The organism is Flavobacterium sp. NRK1 (assembly GCF_024054175.1).
Taxonomy (GTDB): Bacteria; Bacteroidota; Bacteroidia; order Flavobacteriales; family Flavobacteriaceae; genus Flavobacterium.
Genome location: NZ_JAMXLA010000001.1, coordinates 3,351,073 through 3,366,085, shown reverse-complemented (window position 1 = coordinate 3,366,085; position 15,013 = coordinate 3,351,073). Strand labels below are relative to the sequence as shown.

The window sequence follows — 15,013 nt, the reverse complement described above, 5'->3', positions numbered from 1 at the left end:
GCTTTTTTTATTGCTATACTTAAAGGTGTAGAGCGGTTTAAGATAGTATTAAAATAAAACTCCCGAATACAATTTGTATCCGGGAGTTTTTAAGGTATTTATTTTACTTTAGAATTCTAATAAAGCTCAGGAAATTCATTCGGTTTTACCTCATTCATTATTGAATATACTTTTTCAAATATATCTTCTACAGACGGCTTAGAAAAGTAGTCGCCATCAGTACCGTAAGAAGGGCGATGTGCTTTTGCAGTTAATGTTTCAGGCTTACTGTCTAAATGCTTATAAGCATCCTGAACATCTACTATTTGCTGAAGAATGTAAGCAGAAGCTCCTCCGGGTACATCTTCATCTATAACTAAAAGCCTGTTCGTTTTTGCAACGCTTTTTACAATATCATGGCTAATATCAAAAGGCAGTAATGATTGAATATCTATTATTTCAGCATCTATACCTATTTCTAAAAGTTCTTTAGCTGCCTGTTCAACAAGGCGTAGGGTAGAACCATAAGAAACAAGTGTAATGTCCTTTCCTTCTTTAATGGTTTCTACAACACCAAGTGGCGTTTTAAACTCACCAAGATTTTCAGGCATTTTTTCTTTAAGGCGGTACCCGTTAAGACATTCAATTACTAATGCAGGTTCATCTGTAGTAAGAAGGGTATTATAAAAACCTGCTGCTTTTGTCATGTTTCTTGGAACAAGAACATGGATTCCGCGTACTGCGTTAATGATCATACCCATAGGTGATCCTGAATGCCAGATGCCTTCAAGCCTGTGGCCGCGTGTTCGGATTATAAGCGGTGCCTTTTGTCTTCCTGCAGTTCTGTATTGCAGTGTTGCAAGGTCATCGCTCATTATTTGTATAGCATATAATAAATAGTCAAGGTATTGTATCTCGGCAATAGGTCGAAGCCCTCTCATTGCCATACCTATACCCTGGCCTAGGATAGTGGCTTCACGAATACCGGCATCACAAACCCTAAAATCACCGTATTTTTCCTGCATGCCTTCAAGTCCCTGATTAACATCACCTATATTACCACAGTCTTCACCAAAAACCAGTGCTTCAGGATACTTGCTGAATATTGCATCAAAATTGTCACGCATTATCATGCGTCCATCAGCATCTTCAGTATTATCTCCATATTCCGGTAATACTTCTTTTACATTCAGTGCGTTTTTTTCTGATTCAGAAAACAGGTGAGAACTAAATTTTGGCTGTATTTTTTCTATATATGATGTTATCCATTTAGGAAGTGATGTTTTACCGTTTTCTTTTAGAATAAGGCGTAGCACTTTTCTGGCGGTAACTAATATATCTTTTCTTATAGGTTCTTTTATAGATGAAAGCTCAGAGATGTATTTTTCTATAAATACTTTATTTGGGCTTTGTGCAGCAATTGAATTTAATAAGGTTATAAGCTCTTTTTGTTCGTCTTTAATAGGATTTACATATGCAGCCCAAGCGGCTTTTTTACCTTCTAAAACATTCTTTTTAGCCTCTTCATCAATAACAGCAAGCTCTTCGGCAGACGCAATATTATTTTCTATCATCCATTTTTTCATCTGGACAATACAGTCATATTCGCTTTCCCATGAAAGACGGTCGGCATTTTTATAACGTTCATGTGACCCGGAAGTTGAGTGCCCCTGCGGTTGTGTCAGTTCGTAAACATGTATTAAAACAGGTACATGTTCGGTACGCGCAATTTCTGCTGCTTTTTCGTAAGCCGATACCAGTTCAGGGTAATCCCATCCTCTTACAGTAATTATTTCATATCCTTTACTGTTTTCATCACGCTGAAAACCTTTAAGCACTTCTGAAATATTTTCTTTGGTTGTTTGATAACGTGCATGTACAGAAATTCCATATTCATCATCCCAAACGCTTATTACCATTGGTACCTGTAATACTCCTGCAGCATTAATAGTTTCAAAGAATAATCCTTCAGATGTACTTGCATTACCAATTGTACCCCAGGCTATTTCGTTGCCATTTATAGAAAAATTGGTTTTATTTTCAATTCCGGATACGTTTCGGTATATTTTAGATGCCTGCGCTAAACCAAGTAATCTTGGCATTTGTCCCGCTGTTGGCGATATATCTGCGCTCGAATTTTTTTGCAGCGTAAGATTTTTCCAATTTCCGTTTTCATCAAGGCTGTGAGTTGCAAAATGTCCACCCATTTGCCTTCCGGCAGACATAGGGTCGTGCTCCAGATCACTATGTCCGTAAAGCCCGGCAAAGAACTGCTGAATATTCAATTGTCCTATTGCCATCATAAAAGTCTGGTCACGGTAATAACCTGAACGGAAATCCCCATTTTTAAAGGCCTTTGCCATAGCAAGCTGCGGCACTTCTTTTCCGTCTCCAAAAATTCCAAATTTAGCCTTACCTGTAAGTACTTCACGTCGCCCTAACAGGCTGCATTCCCTGCTGGTAACAGCAATTTTATAATCATTTAGAACCTCTGTTCTGAAATCTTCAAATGAAATCGATTTTTTTATTTCTGTATCTGTCATAAAACCGGTTTTGTATGAATACAAATTTAATTAAAAGAATGACATATCATAAGAACATCTGGAAAAAATGATTTCATATTTGATAATAAAACTTTAGTTAAAGATGTTTTGGATGATTTTATTTTAATAAAATAACGTAAAAACTATGTTTTGTGTAATTTTATTGGAGTAATTACTTTTTAGAGCCATTTTCTGGTAAAGAGCCCGATTAATGTACTTGGACTTATAGTTACTACAAAGCGTACTTTTTCAATATACCTTCCCTGAGATGGCTCAAATCCCTTGCTTGAATAGGCGGGAAAATATAATTCGAAATAATCTGGAAGCAGGTTAAGGCGAATTCCACTGTCATAAGCAAACTTAGCATCAGAATAATGATTTTTAAAAACACCTGCATCGCCGTAAACCTCTATCCAGTTCCAGATATTAAAACTGGCGTTTAAGGTTGTCATCCATTGATTAGCATATCTTGTATCGAGTTTAGACTTAAATCCGCCTTCTGCCATAATATATTGCTGACTAAATAAACCAGTTGTTTCAGAACGCCCGTAAAAGTTATAGTCGAACATATAATCTGTAGGGCGGTCCAGCCCAAAGCTAAAAAATTCTGAGTTTGTATCGCGGTACAAAAATGCACCTGCAAATAAGCGAAGGTTTATTCTCCTGTTATCATTAAACAGCCTTCGATATTGTATTTCACCTGAAAGTTTTCCAAAAGCACCGGCTATTTGTACATCAGTATAAAAGCTATAATGGCGTATTATCTCCGATTCATATTTACTGAATCTTGCATTAAAAACAGAATAGTTTTCATTTTGGTTATCGGTGTTCACATAGGCAGATTTCTCCCTGTTTACCATTACCTGTCTTAAAACAATTGTTTGTTTTTTGTTTTGACGATAATCGTCTTCTCTAAGACGGAAAATTACAGCAGGGTTAAATTTTATATATCGGGCATCGGGAGCATAGTGATAAGTAGAGCCGCCAACCAGATATCTGATACTGTATAATGACTGGTCTCTGATATAATTATTGAGCAATAAAGAAAATGAACCTATCAATTCACCTGTATTTATTGAATAAGTCGGCTCAATATCAAAAATAAAAGGTTTTTCCAGTAAAGATTTGTTATGCAGCCTCAGACCCGGAGAAAAACCATCATATAAATTATAGGTAAAACTGGGAACATAAAATACCTGATTATAATGTGGGTCTTCAATATCCTGAAAAAAAGTAAATTTTAAAGGCTTATTATTAGGAAAGAACTTGTCTAACCTTCTCCAGTTATTTCTTCTGTTATATTCAGGAATTTCATTATTATAATTTAATGCAAGCCTGTCTGCATTAAGGCGTGCAACAGTAAAAGTGCTGTCTTTACTTATATTTTCTATCCATTGTTTAAAAACAATAGTATCTTTATCTAAACCATATAACGAAACAGGTACATTAGTACCTGTTCGGTTTTTGATAGTAACTTTTAATGAATCTTTTTGTTCTTTTACATCAGCAAATTTAAAATCGATCAGATCTCTTGATCCAACTACAGTTTTAAAAAACCAGTCTGTATCTTTTGTTGTTTTAGATTTTAAAATGTTTTCAAAATCTTTTCTGTTTGTTTTTGAAGTACTAACATTCAGGCTATAAAAGTCCATTATAGTTTTTGGTACTATACTGTCACCCAAATAATCATCAAGATATTTTATGCTAAGGCCTGCCCTGTATTTACCGGATATTTGCTCATTAAACTTAATAAAAGTGTTTTTAGGATCGCCAATCGGCTGGTCTAAATTCTTTCTGGCAGTTAGCAGGTATATATAACTGTATTGTTCATTAAAACTCAGATTAAACAGGTTATGCCCTTTAAGTATTCCCCAGCTTGATAGCTGTCCCATCATTTTTCTATCAGTATGATACTCATTTATATATTTTCGCATCAGGTCTATCTGAATACCATCATACAGCCAGTTATCTTTGCGCGGATCAAGTTTAAGTGTGTTTTTTAAATAAGCATTGATATATGTTTTAAGAAACCTTATTTCAAACATAAATGAATCGGGGTAGGGATTTAAAAAGGCCGGTAACTGATTTAACCCATACATGGGGCTGCGTTCATATTCAGCCTGGGTTACCATAATTTTTTCGAAAGGGTATTTTCCTAAATTATTCCCTATATATTCAGTGATCTGATTTATGAGATAGGCTTTTTGTATTTCTGTAACCCGATTGTCCTTAAGGTTGCAGCTAACCTGTGCAAAAGTGTTATTATATACGTCAAAAGTGTTTTTGGTCTCTAATACAAGAGTGAAGCCCATGCGATTTTTACCTGTAAGCAAATACTGGTCAACAGTATCTTTTTGTAATTTACTGTCATCAAGATCAGTAGTTATAATAGTTCCTTTAGGTACAGATAAAGTAATCTCATAGTTAGCAACGGCATTGGCTATATCATCCAGGTTTTCATTGCTATATCTTAAAAATTTATTGTTTTCTACACGTGCCGGGGTTAGGTACCAGTCTTTAAGGTTAAATGAAAGAGTTTTGTCATCATAACCAAATTTTGTAAATCTTTCGTTAGGTATCTTTACCTGATAGGTGATTATAAGCTTAAACTTTTGATTGGGATAAATGGGATTTTTAAGTTTTACATCAACAAGGTCAGGGTGCTTAGAAGGCCTGCTCCAGTTTAAATTGAGGTTGTTCTGGTCTATAACTGAATATATGGTTGTAAAGCCACGGTCATTATCACTGGCCAAATGAAAAGCCCTTATGTATTCATCTGAAAATCGTTTTGCTAAAGGCGTTTCTTTACCGGAGTAGGCATTATTCCAGTCGTTAAGTATAAATTCTTTTAATGTATCAGCAGTTTGGTTATGATATATTATTTCCTGTTTTACTTTAAGTATCTGTTTTTCAGTATCTGCTTCCACAAACATTTTGTTCAAATGCTGTGCATGCAGTTGTACTGAAATCATCAGTAGAAATAAGAAAAATAACCTCGCTGTTATATTCAAATTATTGTAAAGATTTAATGGCAGTTACACAATGTTTATTAGGTTTGAATTTAGATGTAAAAGCAGGGTATAGGTTGCCTGTGCTAATGTTAAAATAAGTAATAATCCCTATATTAGAAGTTAGGACTAAGACTGTATTTTTTATAAAATGCATCAATTACCTCAAGTACTTCATCAGCAGTATCTACTACTTTTATCAGGTTTAGATCTTCAGGGTTGGCATTTTTATTTTGCTCAACCATTACATTTTTAATCCACTCCATAAGTCCTCCCCAAAATTCAGAGCCAACAAGTATAATAGGAAACTTAGCAATTTTCTTAGTTTGAATAAGCGTAATTGCCTCAAACATTTCATCCAGTGTACCAAAGCCCCCCGGCATAACTACAAAACCCTGGGAGTACTTTACAAACATTACTTTACGAACAAAAAAGTAATCAAAATTCACATTTTTGTCATTATCTATATAAGGGTTAAAGTGCTGTTCAAAAGGAAGCTCAATATTTAGTCCTACTGACGGGCCGCCTCCCTGAGAAGCACCTTTATTGCCTGCTTCCATTATACCCGGGCCGCCACCGGTAATAATTCCATATCCGGCACGTGTTATTTTTTCGGCTATCTTTTCAGCCAGCTTATAATATTTATTTTCAGGTTGTGTTCTTGCAGAACCAAATATTGATACACAAGGGCCTATTCTGGCCATGGTTTCGTAACCATTTACAAATTCCGACATTACCTTAAAAATAACCCAGGAATCATTACTTCTTATCTCATGCCATGATTTTTGTTTAAGGCTTTCATTAATCCATTCGTGGTCGTTTTCAAATTTTTCTCTCATGGCTTTGCTGTGGTAATAATTTAATGGCTTCTAAGATAATTCTTTTTTTAAGAATTGGGCAGTGTAGCTTTTTTTGTTTTTAGCCACTTCTTCAGGTGTGCCTTTGGCAATAAGCTGGCCCCCGCCTTTACCGCCTTCATATCCAATATCTATAATGTAATCGGCAAGTTTTATAACGTCCATATTATGCTCTATAATAAGTACGGTGTTTCCTTTATCAACTAATTTGTTAATTACTTCCATCAGTACTCTTATGTCTTCAAAATGCAGGCCTGTAGTAGGCTCATCAAGTATATAAAAAGTATTACCGGTATCTTTTTTAGATAGTTCAGAAGCAAGTTTTATCCGCTGCGCCTCACCACCTGACAGGGTGGTACTTTGCTGACCTAATGTTATATAACCAAGGCCTACGTCCTGAATGGTTTTTATTTTCCTGTAAATTTTAGGGATATTCTCAAAAAATGGAACTGCTTCATCTACAGTCATATCAAGAACATCTGCAATAGATTTCCCTTTATAACGTATCTCAAGAGTTTCACGGTTAAAGCGTTTACCCTGACAGGTTTCACACTCTACATATACATCGGGAAGAAAACTCATCTCAATAACGCGAAGTCCTGAACCTTCACAGGTTTCACAACGCCCGCCGCTAACATTAAAGCTAAAACGTCCGGGTTTATAACCACGTATCATTGCTTCCGGTGTTTGTGTAAATAATGAGCGTATTTCTGAAAATACGTCGGTATATGTTGCAGGGTTTGAACGCGGTGTACGCCCTATGGGTGATTGGTCTATATCTATAACTTTATCAATATGTTCTAGCCCTTCAATTTTTTTGTAAGGCTGGGGCTTTTTAACGCCATTAAAAAAGTGGGCATTAAGAATAGGGTACAGGGTTCCATTAATAAGTGTGGATTTCCCACTGCCCGAAACACCTGTAACGCATATCATTTTACCTAAAGGTATTTCTATAGAAACATTTTTTAGATTGTTTCCTGTAGCGCCTGTAAGTTTAAGCGTTTTTCCATTTCCTTCGCGGCGCTTTTTTGGTACTGCTATTTCCTTTTCTCCGTTAAGGTACGCTGCTGTAAGCGTGTGCTCCTTAAGCAATTCGGCAGGAGTTCCTTCACTTACTATCTGCCCGCCAAAACGGCCTGCAGCCGGGCCAATATCAATTACATAATCTGCACGTTCAATCATGTCTTTGTCGTGTTCTACAACAATAACCGAGTTGCCTATATCTCTAAGCGCCTCTAATGACCGTATAAGTTTCTCGTTATCACGTTGGTGCAGTCCTATACTTGGTTCGTCAAGAATGTAAAGCACACCGACGAGCTGAGAGCCTATTTGTGTTGCCAACCTTATGCGCTGTGCTTCTCCACCCGAAAGCGTTCCCGACCCGCGATTAAGAGACAGGTAGTTAAGCCCAACATCAACTAAAAAGCTTAAACGTGCTTTAATTTCTTTTATAATTTCCAGTGCTATTACCTTCTGTTTTTCAGTGAGATTGCTGTCAAGGTTTTCAAACCAATCCGCAAGGTCAGCAATATCCATAGCAGACAGTTCGGCTATATTAAGCCCGTTTACCTTAAAGTAAAGCGATTCTTTTCTAAGCCTTGTGCCATTACAAACAGGGCAGTCTATTTCATCCATAAAATCTTTTGCCCAGCGTTTAAGCGAAGCCGATCCGCTTTCGTCATGCTGATTTTTTATGAAATTGGCAATACCCTCAAAATCTATTTTATACTCACGATTTACGCCTAATGTTTTAGAATTGACAGTAAATTTTTCCTTACCGCCATTCATTATCATTGTTATGGCTTCCTCCGGAATTTTCTCAATCGCATCAGTTAGCTTAAAACCATATTTCTCGCCAATAATCTCAAGCTGCTTAAATATCCAGGAGCTTTTATATTCACCAAGAGGCGCAAAACCTCCCTGTTTGATAGTAAGTTTGGGATTTGGAATTATTTTTCTAAGATTAATTTCGTTAATAGTGCCTAAGCCATTACAGTTAGGACAGGCTCCCTTAGGGGAGTTGAAAGAAAAATTATTAGGTTCAGGATTAGGGTAGGAGATGCCTGATGAAGGACACATTAAATTACGGCTGTAATAACGAACTTCATTAGTATCATGTTCAATTACCATCATAACATCTTCCCCATGATACATTGCTGTTTTAATACTGTCCGCAAGGCGCTTATCTGTATCGGCAGAAGTATCTACTGCCATACGGTCTATAACCGTTTCTATATCGTGGTTTTTATACCTGTCAAGCTTCATGCCCGGCTCAATATCTTTTATCTCGCCATCCACACGTACTTTAAGGAATCCCTGTTTGGATATCTGCTCAAACAGTTCACGGTAATGCCCTTTACGGGTACGAACAATAGGCGCAAGAATAGTAATACGTTTGCCGTTAAACTTTTCTACGATAAGTTCTTTTATCTGGTCATCACTATAGCTTACCATCTTTTCACCTGTCACATAGCTGTAAGCATCAGCACCACGTGCATAAAGAAGACGCAGGAAGTCATAGATCTCAGTAATGGTACCAACTGTAGAACGCGGACTTTTACTGGTTGTTTTCTGCTCTATCGCAATAACGGGGCTAAGACCGTCTATCTTGTCAACATCAGGGCGTTCCAGTCCGCCAAGGAACTGGCGGGCATAGGCTGAAAAGGTTTCTATGTAGCGGCGCTGCCCTTCAGCATAAATAGTGTCAAAAGCCAGAGATGATTTTCCGGAGCCCGAAAGCCCGGTAATTACAACAAGTTTTTCACGCGGTATGGTAACATCTATATTTTTAAGGTTATGCGCACGGGCGCCTAACACTTCTATATTATCGGTAGTATCTAGCATAGCATTTTGTGCAAAACGCAAAGGTACTCATTTTTAAGCTATTTTTATACAGAGGGTTTGGGTAAGAAATTGTTAAAGTGGTAGATATAAGTTGAAAGATATTTTTACATTTGAAATGAAAAAATGTTCATATGTTTAAAACAATCTCCCTTTTATTAAGCTTATTCATATTAACTAATCTATCTGCTCAAGAATATATTACTAATACAAGTTTGAAATATTATAGTAAGGTTAAGAAAGTTAAAATTCTAGATTCATTAAATAATGATATAGAAACTTATGTGTTTGACAATAATGGGTTTTTAACTTCAACTAAGTTAAAAGCAGAAAGATTTGAAAAATGGAAAAAAATAAATTACAAAAAATCCAAAATTGTCAAGGTAAACACTTTTTTTCGCTATAAATATGGTAAAACTTCTACTTCTAAAATTTTTGAATATGTAGGAGATAATATATCAAGATTAAAGACTGAAATTGATAGTAATGATAAGACTATTGGAGATTTTTCAAACTTTATAACTAAGATCTACAAGTATGATAAGCAGAAACATTTAATTCAAACATCTGAAATTAGCAATCTTGGTACAATAGAGGAGTTTTTTTATTCTGACTCTGATCTGATAAGAGAAAAAATAGTAAAAGAGTTAGATAATAATTTTATTGAAAAAGAATTTAAAAACGATACACTTATTACGGTAGATAGTTATTCAGCTACTGGAGAATTAACGTCAAGAGAATTCAAGACTTACGATAGAAAAAATAAGCTAATTCAAGTTTCACGAATAGGATATATCGAGAAAGTCCCAGTCGTTATGGCAACTGAAAAATATACTTATGAGAATGATACTTTAGTTAATGCTAAATATATTTATATGGATAGCGGTTCAGAAGATATTTATTATAATAAAAGGGGAGATATAATAAAATACAGGAAATGGGATGTTGTTAGTAATTATAGTTATACTTATAATAATCATGGAGATATAGTTGAAAAGAGGTTATATTTAGCAGATAAGTTGTTTAATATTTGGAGATATACTTACGAATATTTCTAATTTTATCAATTTAATAATCAATGACCCCAACCATACAAACCATACCCGCTAAAAAACTTATTGGTAAACACCTTACCATGACGTTTGCCAATAATAAAACATTCGATTTATGGAACAGTTTTATGCCGGAACGTAAAAATATAGTGAACAGTATAAATACAGATCACATGTATTCTTTACAAATTTATGACAAGGAATTTTTTGTGAAGTTTAATCCTCATACTGAATTTAAAAAATGGGCTGCTGTAGAGGTGTCAGACTTTAATACTATTCCTCAGGAAATGGAGGCTTTAACGCTTCCCAGTGGGCAATATGCTGTTTTCTTTTATAAAGGCGCACACAATAACGGGTTTGATGTCTTCAGCTATATTTTTAGTGAATGGCTGCCGGCTTCGGGGTATGAATTGGATGACCGCCCGCATTTTGAGATACTCGGACCTAAATACAAAAATGGAGATCCTGATTCAGAAGAGGAGATATGGATTCCGATTAGGTAATTATTCAAAGTTGCAAAGTGACAGAGTAATGGAGTGACAAGCTTCAGAGAGTTGACTTTGCTATTTTGCAACTTTGACACTATGTAATAACTTCTAAACTTACTTCAAATACTCAGTAAACTTGGGATCCATAAGATTGGTAAAAGCATTTTTAATAGTACCGTCAGGATTTAAAATTATGGTACGGTTTATTTTAGTAAGTACCCATTTAAATTTTAGTTCGTTAAAGTTCTCGGCATGAAGAGGCTTTGCAGCTCTAAACCTATACTCGCTCATCATTTTTTTCCATTCTGCTTCTTCATCTACATTTACGGCAATAAAATTTATATCGGGGTATTCCTTTTTTAATTTTTTTACTTTTTCATGCATCATATTCAGTTGTAACTGTGCACAGGCAGTCCAGAAAAAAATAACGGTTTGCCTGGTAATGTCTGTATTTATATTGAACGACCTGTCTTTTTTATCAACCAGAGTTATAGCAGGAATCGGATTGCCCGGTTTAAGTATTTTAATTGCCCTACCCATTTTTTTTATGTCATTATCTTTACTGCCTGATAACTTTGTGTATTCGTCAAAGAATTTTTCGTTATTAGCAATATTTTCATCCTCTAATATATATGCAAAAGCGATATTGTCCAGTACTTCGTTTTTCACCTGTTTATTAGTAAAAATAGAATCTGCAATTTGTAGTTTATCTATATTTTCTTCCAGAGATTTACTTTCAAGTGCCAATGCAGTATCATGTCTTTCCGAAGCCATATTGTTAAGCATTGAAGTTATATATCTGGCAAAAGGAGAAAAGTAAATTAATTTAGGATCGTTTAAATTTACCTTCTTTCTAAAGTCATAATAGTTTTCCGGTAGCTGCGGTCTTATATCTTCACCTGTCTGAATGTTATGTATATAGGCGTAGCGTTCGTTTTTAGTGTAATAATTTAGATCAAGTCTTGCTTTTGCGTAAAAATCAAAATCATTGCTCCACTTACTTTGTTTTTTCTGCTTTTTGTAAAATACTTCTTTAGCTTTATAAGCAGAATCACAGATGGAAGTAAACTGGGCTATATTGTTTTTGTAAATATCAGGGAAACGCTTTCTGTCTTTTTCGTTCATTAGATACAATTCCATCATGAAATTGTTTTTCTTTTTTCCACGTCCGTTAAAAACAATTGATTCATCAAAATTTAATGCATCTATACTGATTATAAGGCTGTCATTTTTATCGAAATATATGTACTGATAATCAGGATCGTGTTTAAAGCTGTATAGTCCCGGAGTTAAAGAATCAAACTTTTTAAAGAAGTGATTATGTTCGTCAAGCGGAATAGTATCAATTACTTTATTGTCCCGGCTTAAAATTATATAGCGTGTTGAAGGGTTGCTTACAATTCCTCCAAAATATGCAGTATAATCATCACTATCATTTTTACATGATACCAACACTGCCAGAGTAAACAGCAGTAATAAGTTTTTACAAAAATTGAGCATAAGGTGATGTTAATATTTAACAAAAATATTTTTATTATGTGCTGCGGGTAGTTAAAAGACCGTTAAAAAAAATTGAATTATAATCTTACGACTTCCCTTTAAAAATGGGGCATTTTTTTGTACTTTTGCAAAAATTTTTTAAAATGCTATCAGTTTCAAATTTATCGGTACAGTTTGGTAAACGTATATTGTTTGACGAAGTTAATACCTCTTTTACACAAGGTAACTGTTATGGGATCATCGGTGCAAATGGTGCCGGAAAATCTACATTCCTGAAAATCCTTGCAGGAGATATGGATCCTACATCAGGCCATGTATATTTAGAGCCGGGCAAACGTATGTCGGTACTTAACCAGAATCACAACATGTTTGATGAGCACACTGTGCTTGAAACGGTTATGATGGGTAATAAGACCCTGTATGCCGTTAAAAAAGAAATGGATGAAATATACCTTAAGCCTGATTTTTCAGATAAAGATGGTGAAAGAGTAGGTGAGCTTCAGGTAATATTCGAAGAAATGAACGGATGGAACGCAGACTCTGATGCTGCGGCTATGCTTTCTAACCTTGGTATAGGTGAAGAATTCCATTATACTCTTATGGGAGATATGGATAGTAAGCTAAAAGTACGTGTGCTACTGGCACAGGCTTTATTCGGTAATCCGGATGTGCTTATTATGGATGAGCCTACCAATGACCTTGACTTTGAAACAATTGCTTGGCTGGAAAACTTTTTAGCAAATTATGATAATACTGTAATTGTTGTATCTCACGACCGTCACTTCCTTGATGCTGTTTGTACGCATATTTCAGATATAGATTTTAGCAAGATCAATCATTTTTCAGGTAATTACACGTTTTGGTATGAATCAAGCCAGTTAGCTGCAAGGCAAAGAGCGCAGCAAAACAAGAAGGCTGATGAGAAGAAAAAAGAACTTCAGGAGTTCATTATGCGTTTTAGTGCAAACGTTGCAAAGTCTAAACAGGCAACAAGCCGTAAAAAAATGCTTGAAAAGCTTAAAGTTGATGATATTAAACCATCAAGCAGAAGATATCCTGCCATTATATTTGACCAGGAACGTGAAGCCGGTGACCAGATACTTAACGTTAAAGACCTTAGCGCATCGGTAGATGGAGAGCTGCTGTTTAAAAATGTTGATCTGAATATGGCGAAAGGCGATAAAATTGTAGTTTTCTCTAAAGATTCACGTGCTACAACTGCTTTTTACGAAATCATTAATGGTAATCTTACTCCGGATAGCGGATCTTTTGACTGGGGTATTACAACAATACAATCTTATTTACCTGCAGATAACCACGAGTTTTTTGAAAACGATCTTACTCTGGTGGACTGGCTTCGTCAGTGGGCAAAAACAGAAGAAGAGCGTGATGAAGTTTATATCCGTGGCTTTTTAGGTAAAATGATATTTAGTGGTGAAGAAGCATTGAAAACAGGAAGAGTATTGTCTGGAGGAGAAAAGGTACGCTGTATGCTTTCGCGTATGATGATGCTTCGTGCTAACGTTCTTATGTTGGATGAGCCTACTAACCACCTTGACCTTGAATCGATCACTGCTTTCAATAATTCATTAAAAAACTTTAAAGGATCTGTATTATTTACTACACATGACCACGAATTTGCGCAAACCGTTGCCAATCGTGTACTGGAAATAACACCAAACGGCGTAATAGACCGTTATATGACTTTTGATGATTACCTTGATGATGAAAAAGTGCAGGAATTGAGAAAGAAAATGTATAACTAATATAAAATCCCGTAAGCTGATGTTTACGGGATTTTTGTTATTGTTTTATTTTCTGAAACGGCTTATTACCCATATAATAATTACCACAACGGCTATTACCAGAAAAATACCTACGCCTACGCCTGCCTGGAATATATCTCCAATAGCTTCACAACTTGTAAGGCTGCCTAATAATAAAGCAATCAGTCCCAATTTAAATATCCTGTTTTTCATAATTTTTTGTTCTTAATGGTTATATGTATAAAATTAGTTTAGGAATGTGAAGTATTTAGTTAATATTAAACTAATTATCTTAAAATTAAGAATTGTCTCCTGCTGGTTTCCTCTCAATCAAAAAAGAAAGGATGGAATACTAATTAATCGTATTCTTATTTTTTCTAAATCCAATTTTTCCCTACTTTTACAAACCAAACACAATACCGCATTATGAGCCATAAAATATTGCTTACTTCAAGAGAAGTCAATATCATCCTACACCGTTTGGCCTGCCAGTTAATTGAAAAGCATCTCGATTTTTCAGATACCGTACTTATTGGGCTTCAGCCACGCGGACGATTTCTTGCAGAACGTATTAAACAGTTATTAGAACTGGAGTATAATGTGTCAGGCATAGAACTTGGATTTCTTGATATAACTTTTTTCAGGGACGATTTCCGCAGGTCTGATAAACCTCTTGAAGCGAACAGGACAGAAATAGACTTTTTGGTAGAAAACAAGAAAGTGGTTTTTATTGATGATGTGCTTTATACAGGGCGAAGCATTCGTGCAGCACTTACAGCAATACAATCGTTTGGCAGGCCATCTGAAATTGAACTGCTGGTGCTTATTGACCGCCGTTTTAGCCGTCACCTTCCTATACAGCCTGATTACAGAGGCAGACAGGTTGATGCTATTAACGACGAAAAAGTAAAAGTATCGTGGAAAGAAAATGACGGAGAAGACAGTGTTTATTTAATATAAGGCTTAACTGCAACAGTAA

10 protein-coding genes are annotated in these 15,013 nt (G+C 35.5%); 4 read left to right on the top strand and 6 right to left on the bottom strand.

Annotated elements, in window-relative coordinates; genetic code table 11:
• Positions 1 to 116 precede the first annotated feature (116 nt).
• The 4 genes from NHE85_RS15560 to uvrA all read right to left on the bottom strand — a co-directional run bounded on the left by NHE85_RS15560 (position 117) and on the right by uvrA (position 9,231).
• On the bottom strand, positions 117 to 2,522 hold the full coding sequence (locus NHE85_RS15560; protein WP_252813060.1) for a thiamine pyrophosphate-dependent enzyme: 2,406 nt from the start codon (positions 2,520 to 2,522) through the stop codon (positions 117 to 119).
• 179 nt (positions 2,523 to 2,701) lie between these two features.
• Positions 2,702 to 5,494, bottom strand: a complete 2,793-nt coding sequence (locus NHE85_RS15555) for an aminopeptidase (RefSeq protein ID WP_252813059.1) — start codon at positions 5,492 to 5,494, stop codon at positions 2,702 to 2,704.
• A 152-nt stretch (positions 5,495 to 5,646) separates the two neighbouring features.
• A complete protein-coding gene (locus tag NHE85_RS15550) occupies positions 5,647 to 6,369 on the bottom strand; it encodes a TIGR00730 family Rossman fold protein (protein WP_252813058.1) in 723 nt (240 codons plus the stop codon).
• A gap of 30 nt (positions 6,370 to 6,399) precedes the next feature.
• Positions 6,400 to 9,231, bottom strand: a complete 2,832-nt coding sequence (gene uvrA / locus NHE85_RS15545; RefSeq protein ID WP_252813057.1) for an excinuclease ABC subunit UvrA — start codon at positions 9,229 to 9,231, stop codon at positions 6,400 to 6,402.
• Between the two features lie 131 nt (positions 9,232 to 9,362).
• On the opposite strand from uvrA, the gene NHE85_RS15540 reads away from it, so the two are divergent.
• Both NHE85_RS15540 and NHE85_RS15535 read left to right on the top strand, forming a co-directional pair.
• Positions 9,363 to 10,286: a hypothetical protein gene (locus NHE85_RS15540; RefSeq protein WP_252813056.1), complete on the top strand. Its 924-nt coding sequence runs from the start codon at positions 9,363 to 9,365 to the stop codon at positions 10,284 to 10,286.
• Positions 10,287 to 10,306: 20 nt separating this feature from the next.
• Positions 10,307 to 10,783 carry a GyrI-like domain-containing protein gene (locus tag NHE85_RS15535; protein WP_252813055.1) on the top strand — a complete coding sequence of 159 codons (477 nt, stop codon included), beginning with the start codon at positions 10,307 to 10,309 and terminating at the stop codon, positions 10,781 to 10,783.
• 99 nt (positions 10,784 to 10,882) lie between these two features.
• Here the strand turns inward: NHE85_RS15535 and NHE85_RS15530 are convergent, their stop codons facing one another.
• Positions 10,883 to 12,268 (bottom strand): thioredoxin-like domain-containing protein, encoded by a 1,386-nt coding sequence (locus tag NHE85_RS15530; protein WP_252813054.1) that lies wholly within the window; start codon positions 12,266 to 12,268, stop codon positions 10,883 to 10,885.
• Between the two features lie 143 nt (positions 12,269 to 12,411).
• Here NHE85_RS15530 and NHE85_RS15525 point away from each other — a divergent pair, with 143 nt between their 5' ends.
• Positions 12,412 to 14,034, top strand: a complete 1,623-nt coding sequence (locus tag NHE85_RS15525; RefSeq protein ID WP_252813053.1) for an ABC-F family ATP-binding cassette domain-containing protein — start codon at positions 12,412 to 12,414, stop codon at positions 14,032 to 14,034.
• A gap of 45 nt (positions 14,035 to 14,079) precedes the next feature.
• Here NHE85_RS15525 and NHE85_RS15520 read toward each other — a convergent pair whose 3' ends face one another.
• The gene (locus NHE85_RS15520; protein WP_252813052.1) at positions 14,080 to 14,247 is read right to left on the bottom strand and encodes a hypothetical protein; all 168 of its coding nucleotides are present in this window, start codon (positions 14,245 to 14,247) and stop codon (positions 14,080 to 14,082) included.
• A 213-nt stretch (positions 14,248 to 14,460) separates the two neighbouring features.
• On the opposite strand from NHE85_RS15520, the gene pyrR reads away from it, so the two are divergent.
• Entirely contained in the window at positions 14,461 to 14,994 is a 534-nt protein-coding gene (gene pyrR, locus NHE85_RS15515) for a bifunctional pyr operon transcriptional regulator/uracil phosphoribosyltransferase PyrR (protein WP_252813051.1), read from the top strand.
• Positions 14,995 to 15,013 lie beyond the last annotated feature (19 nt).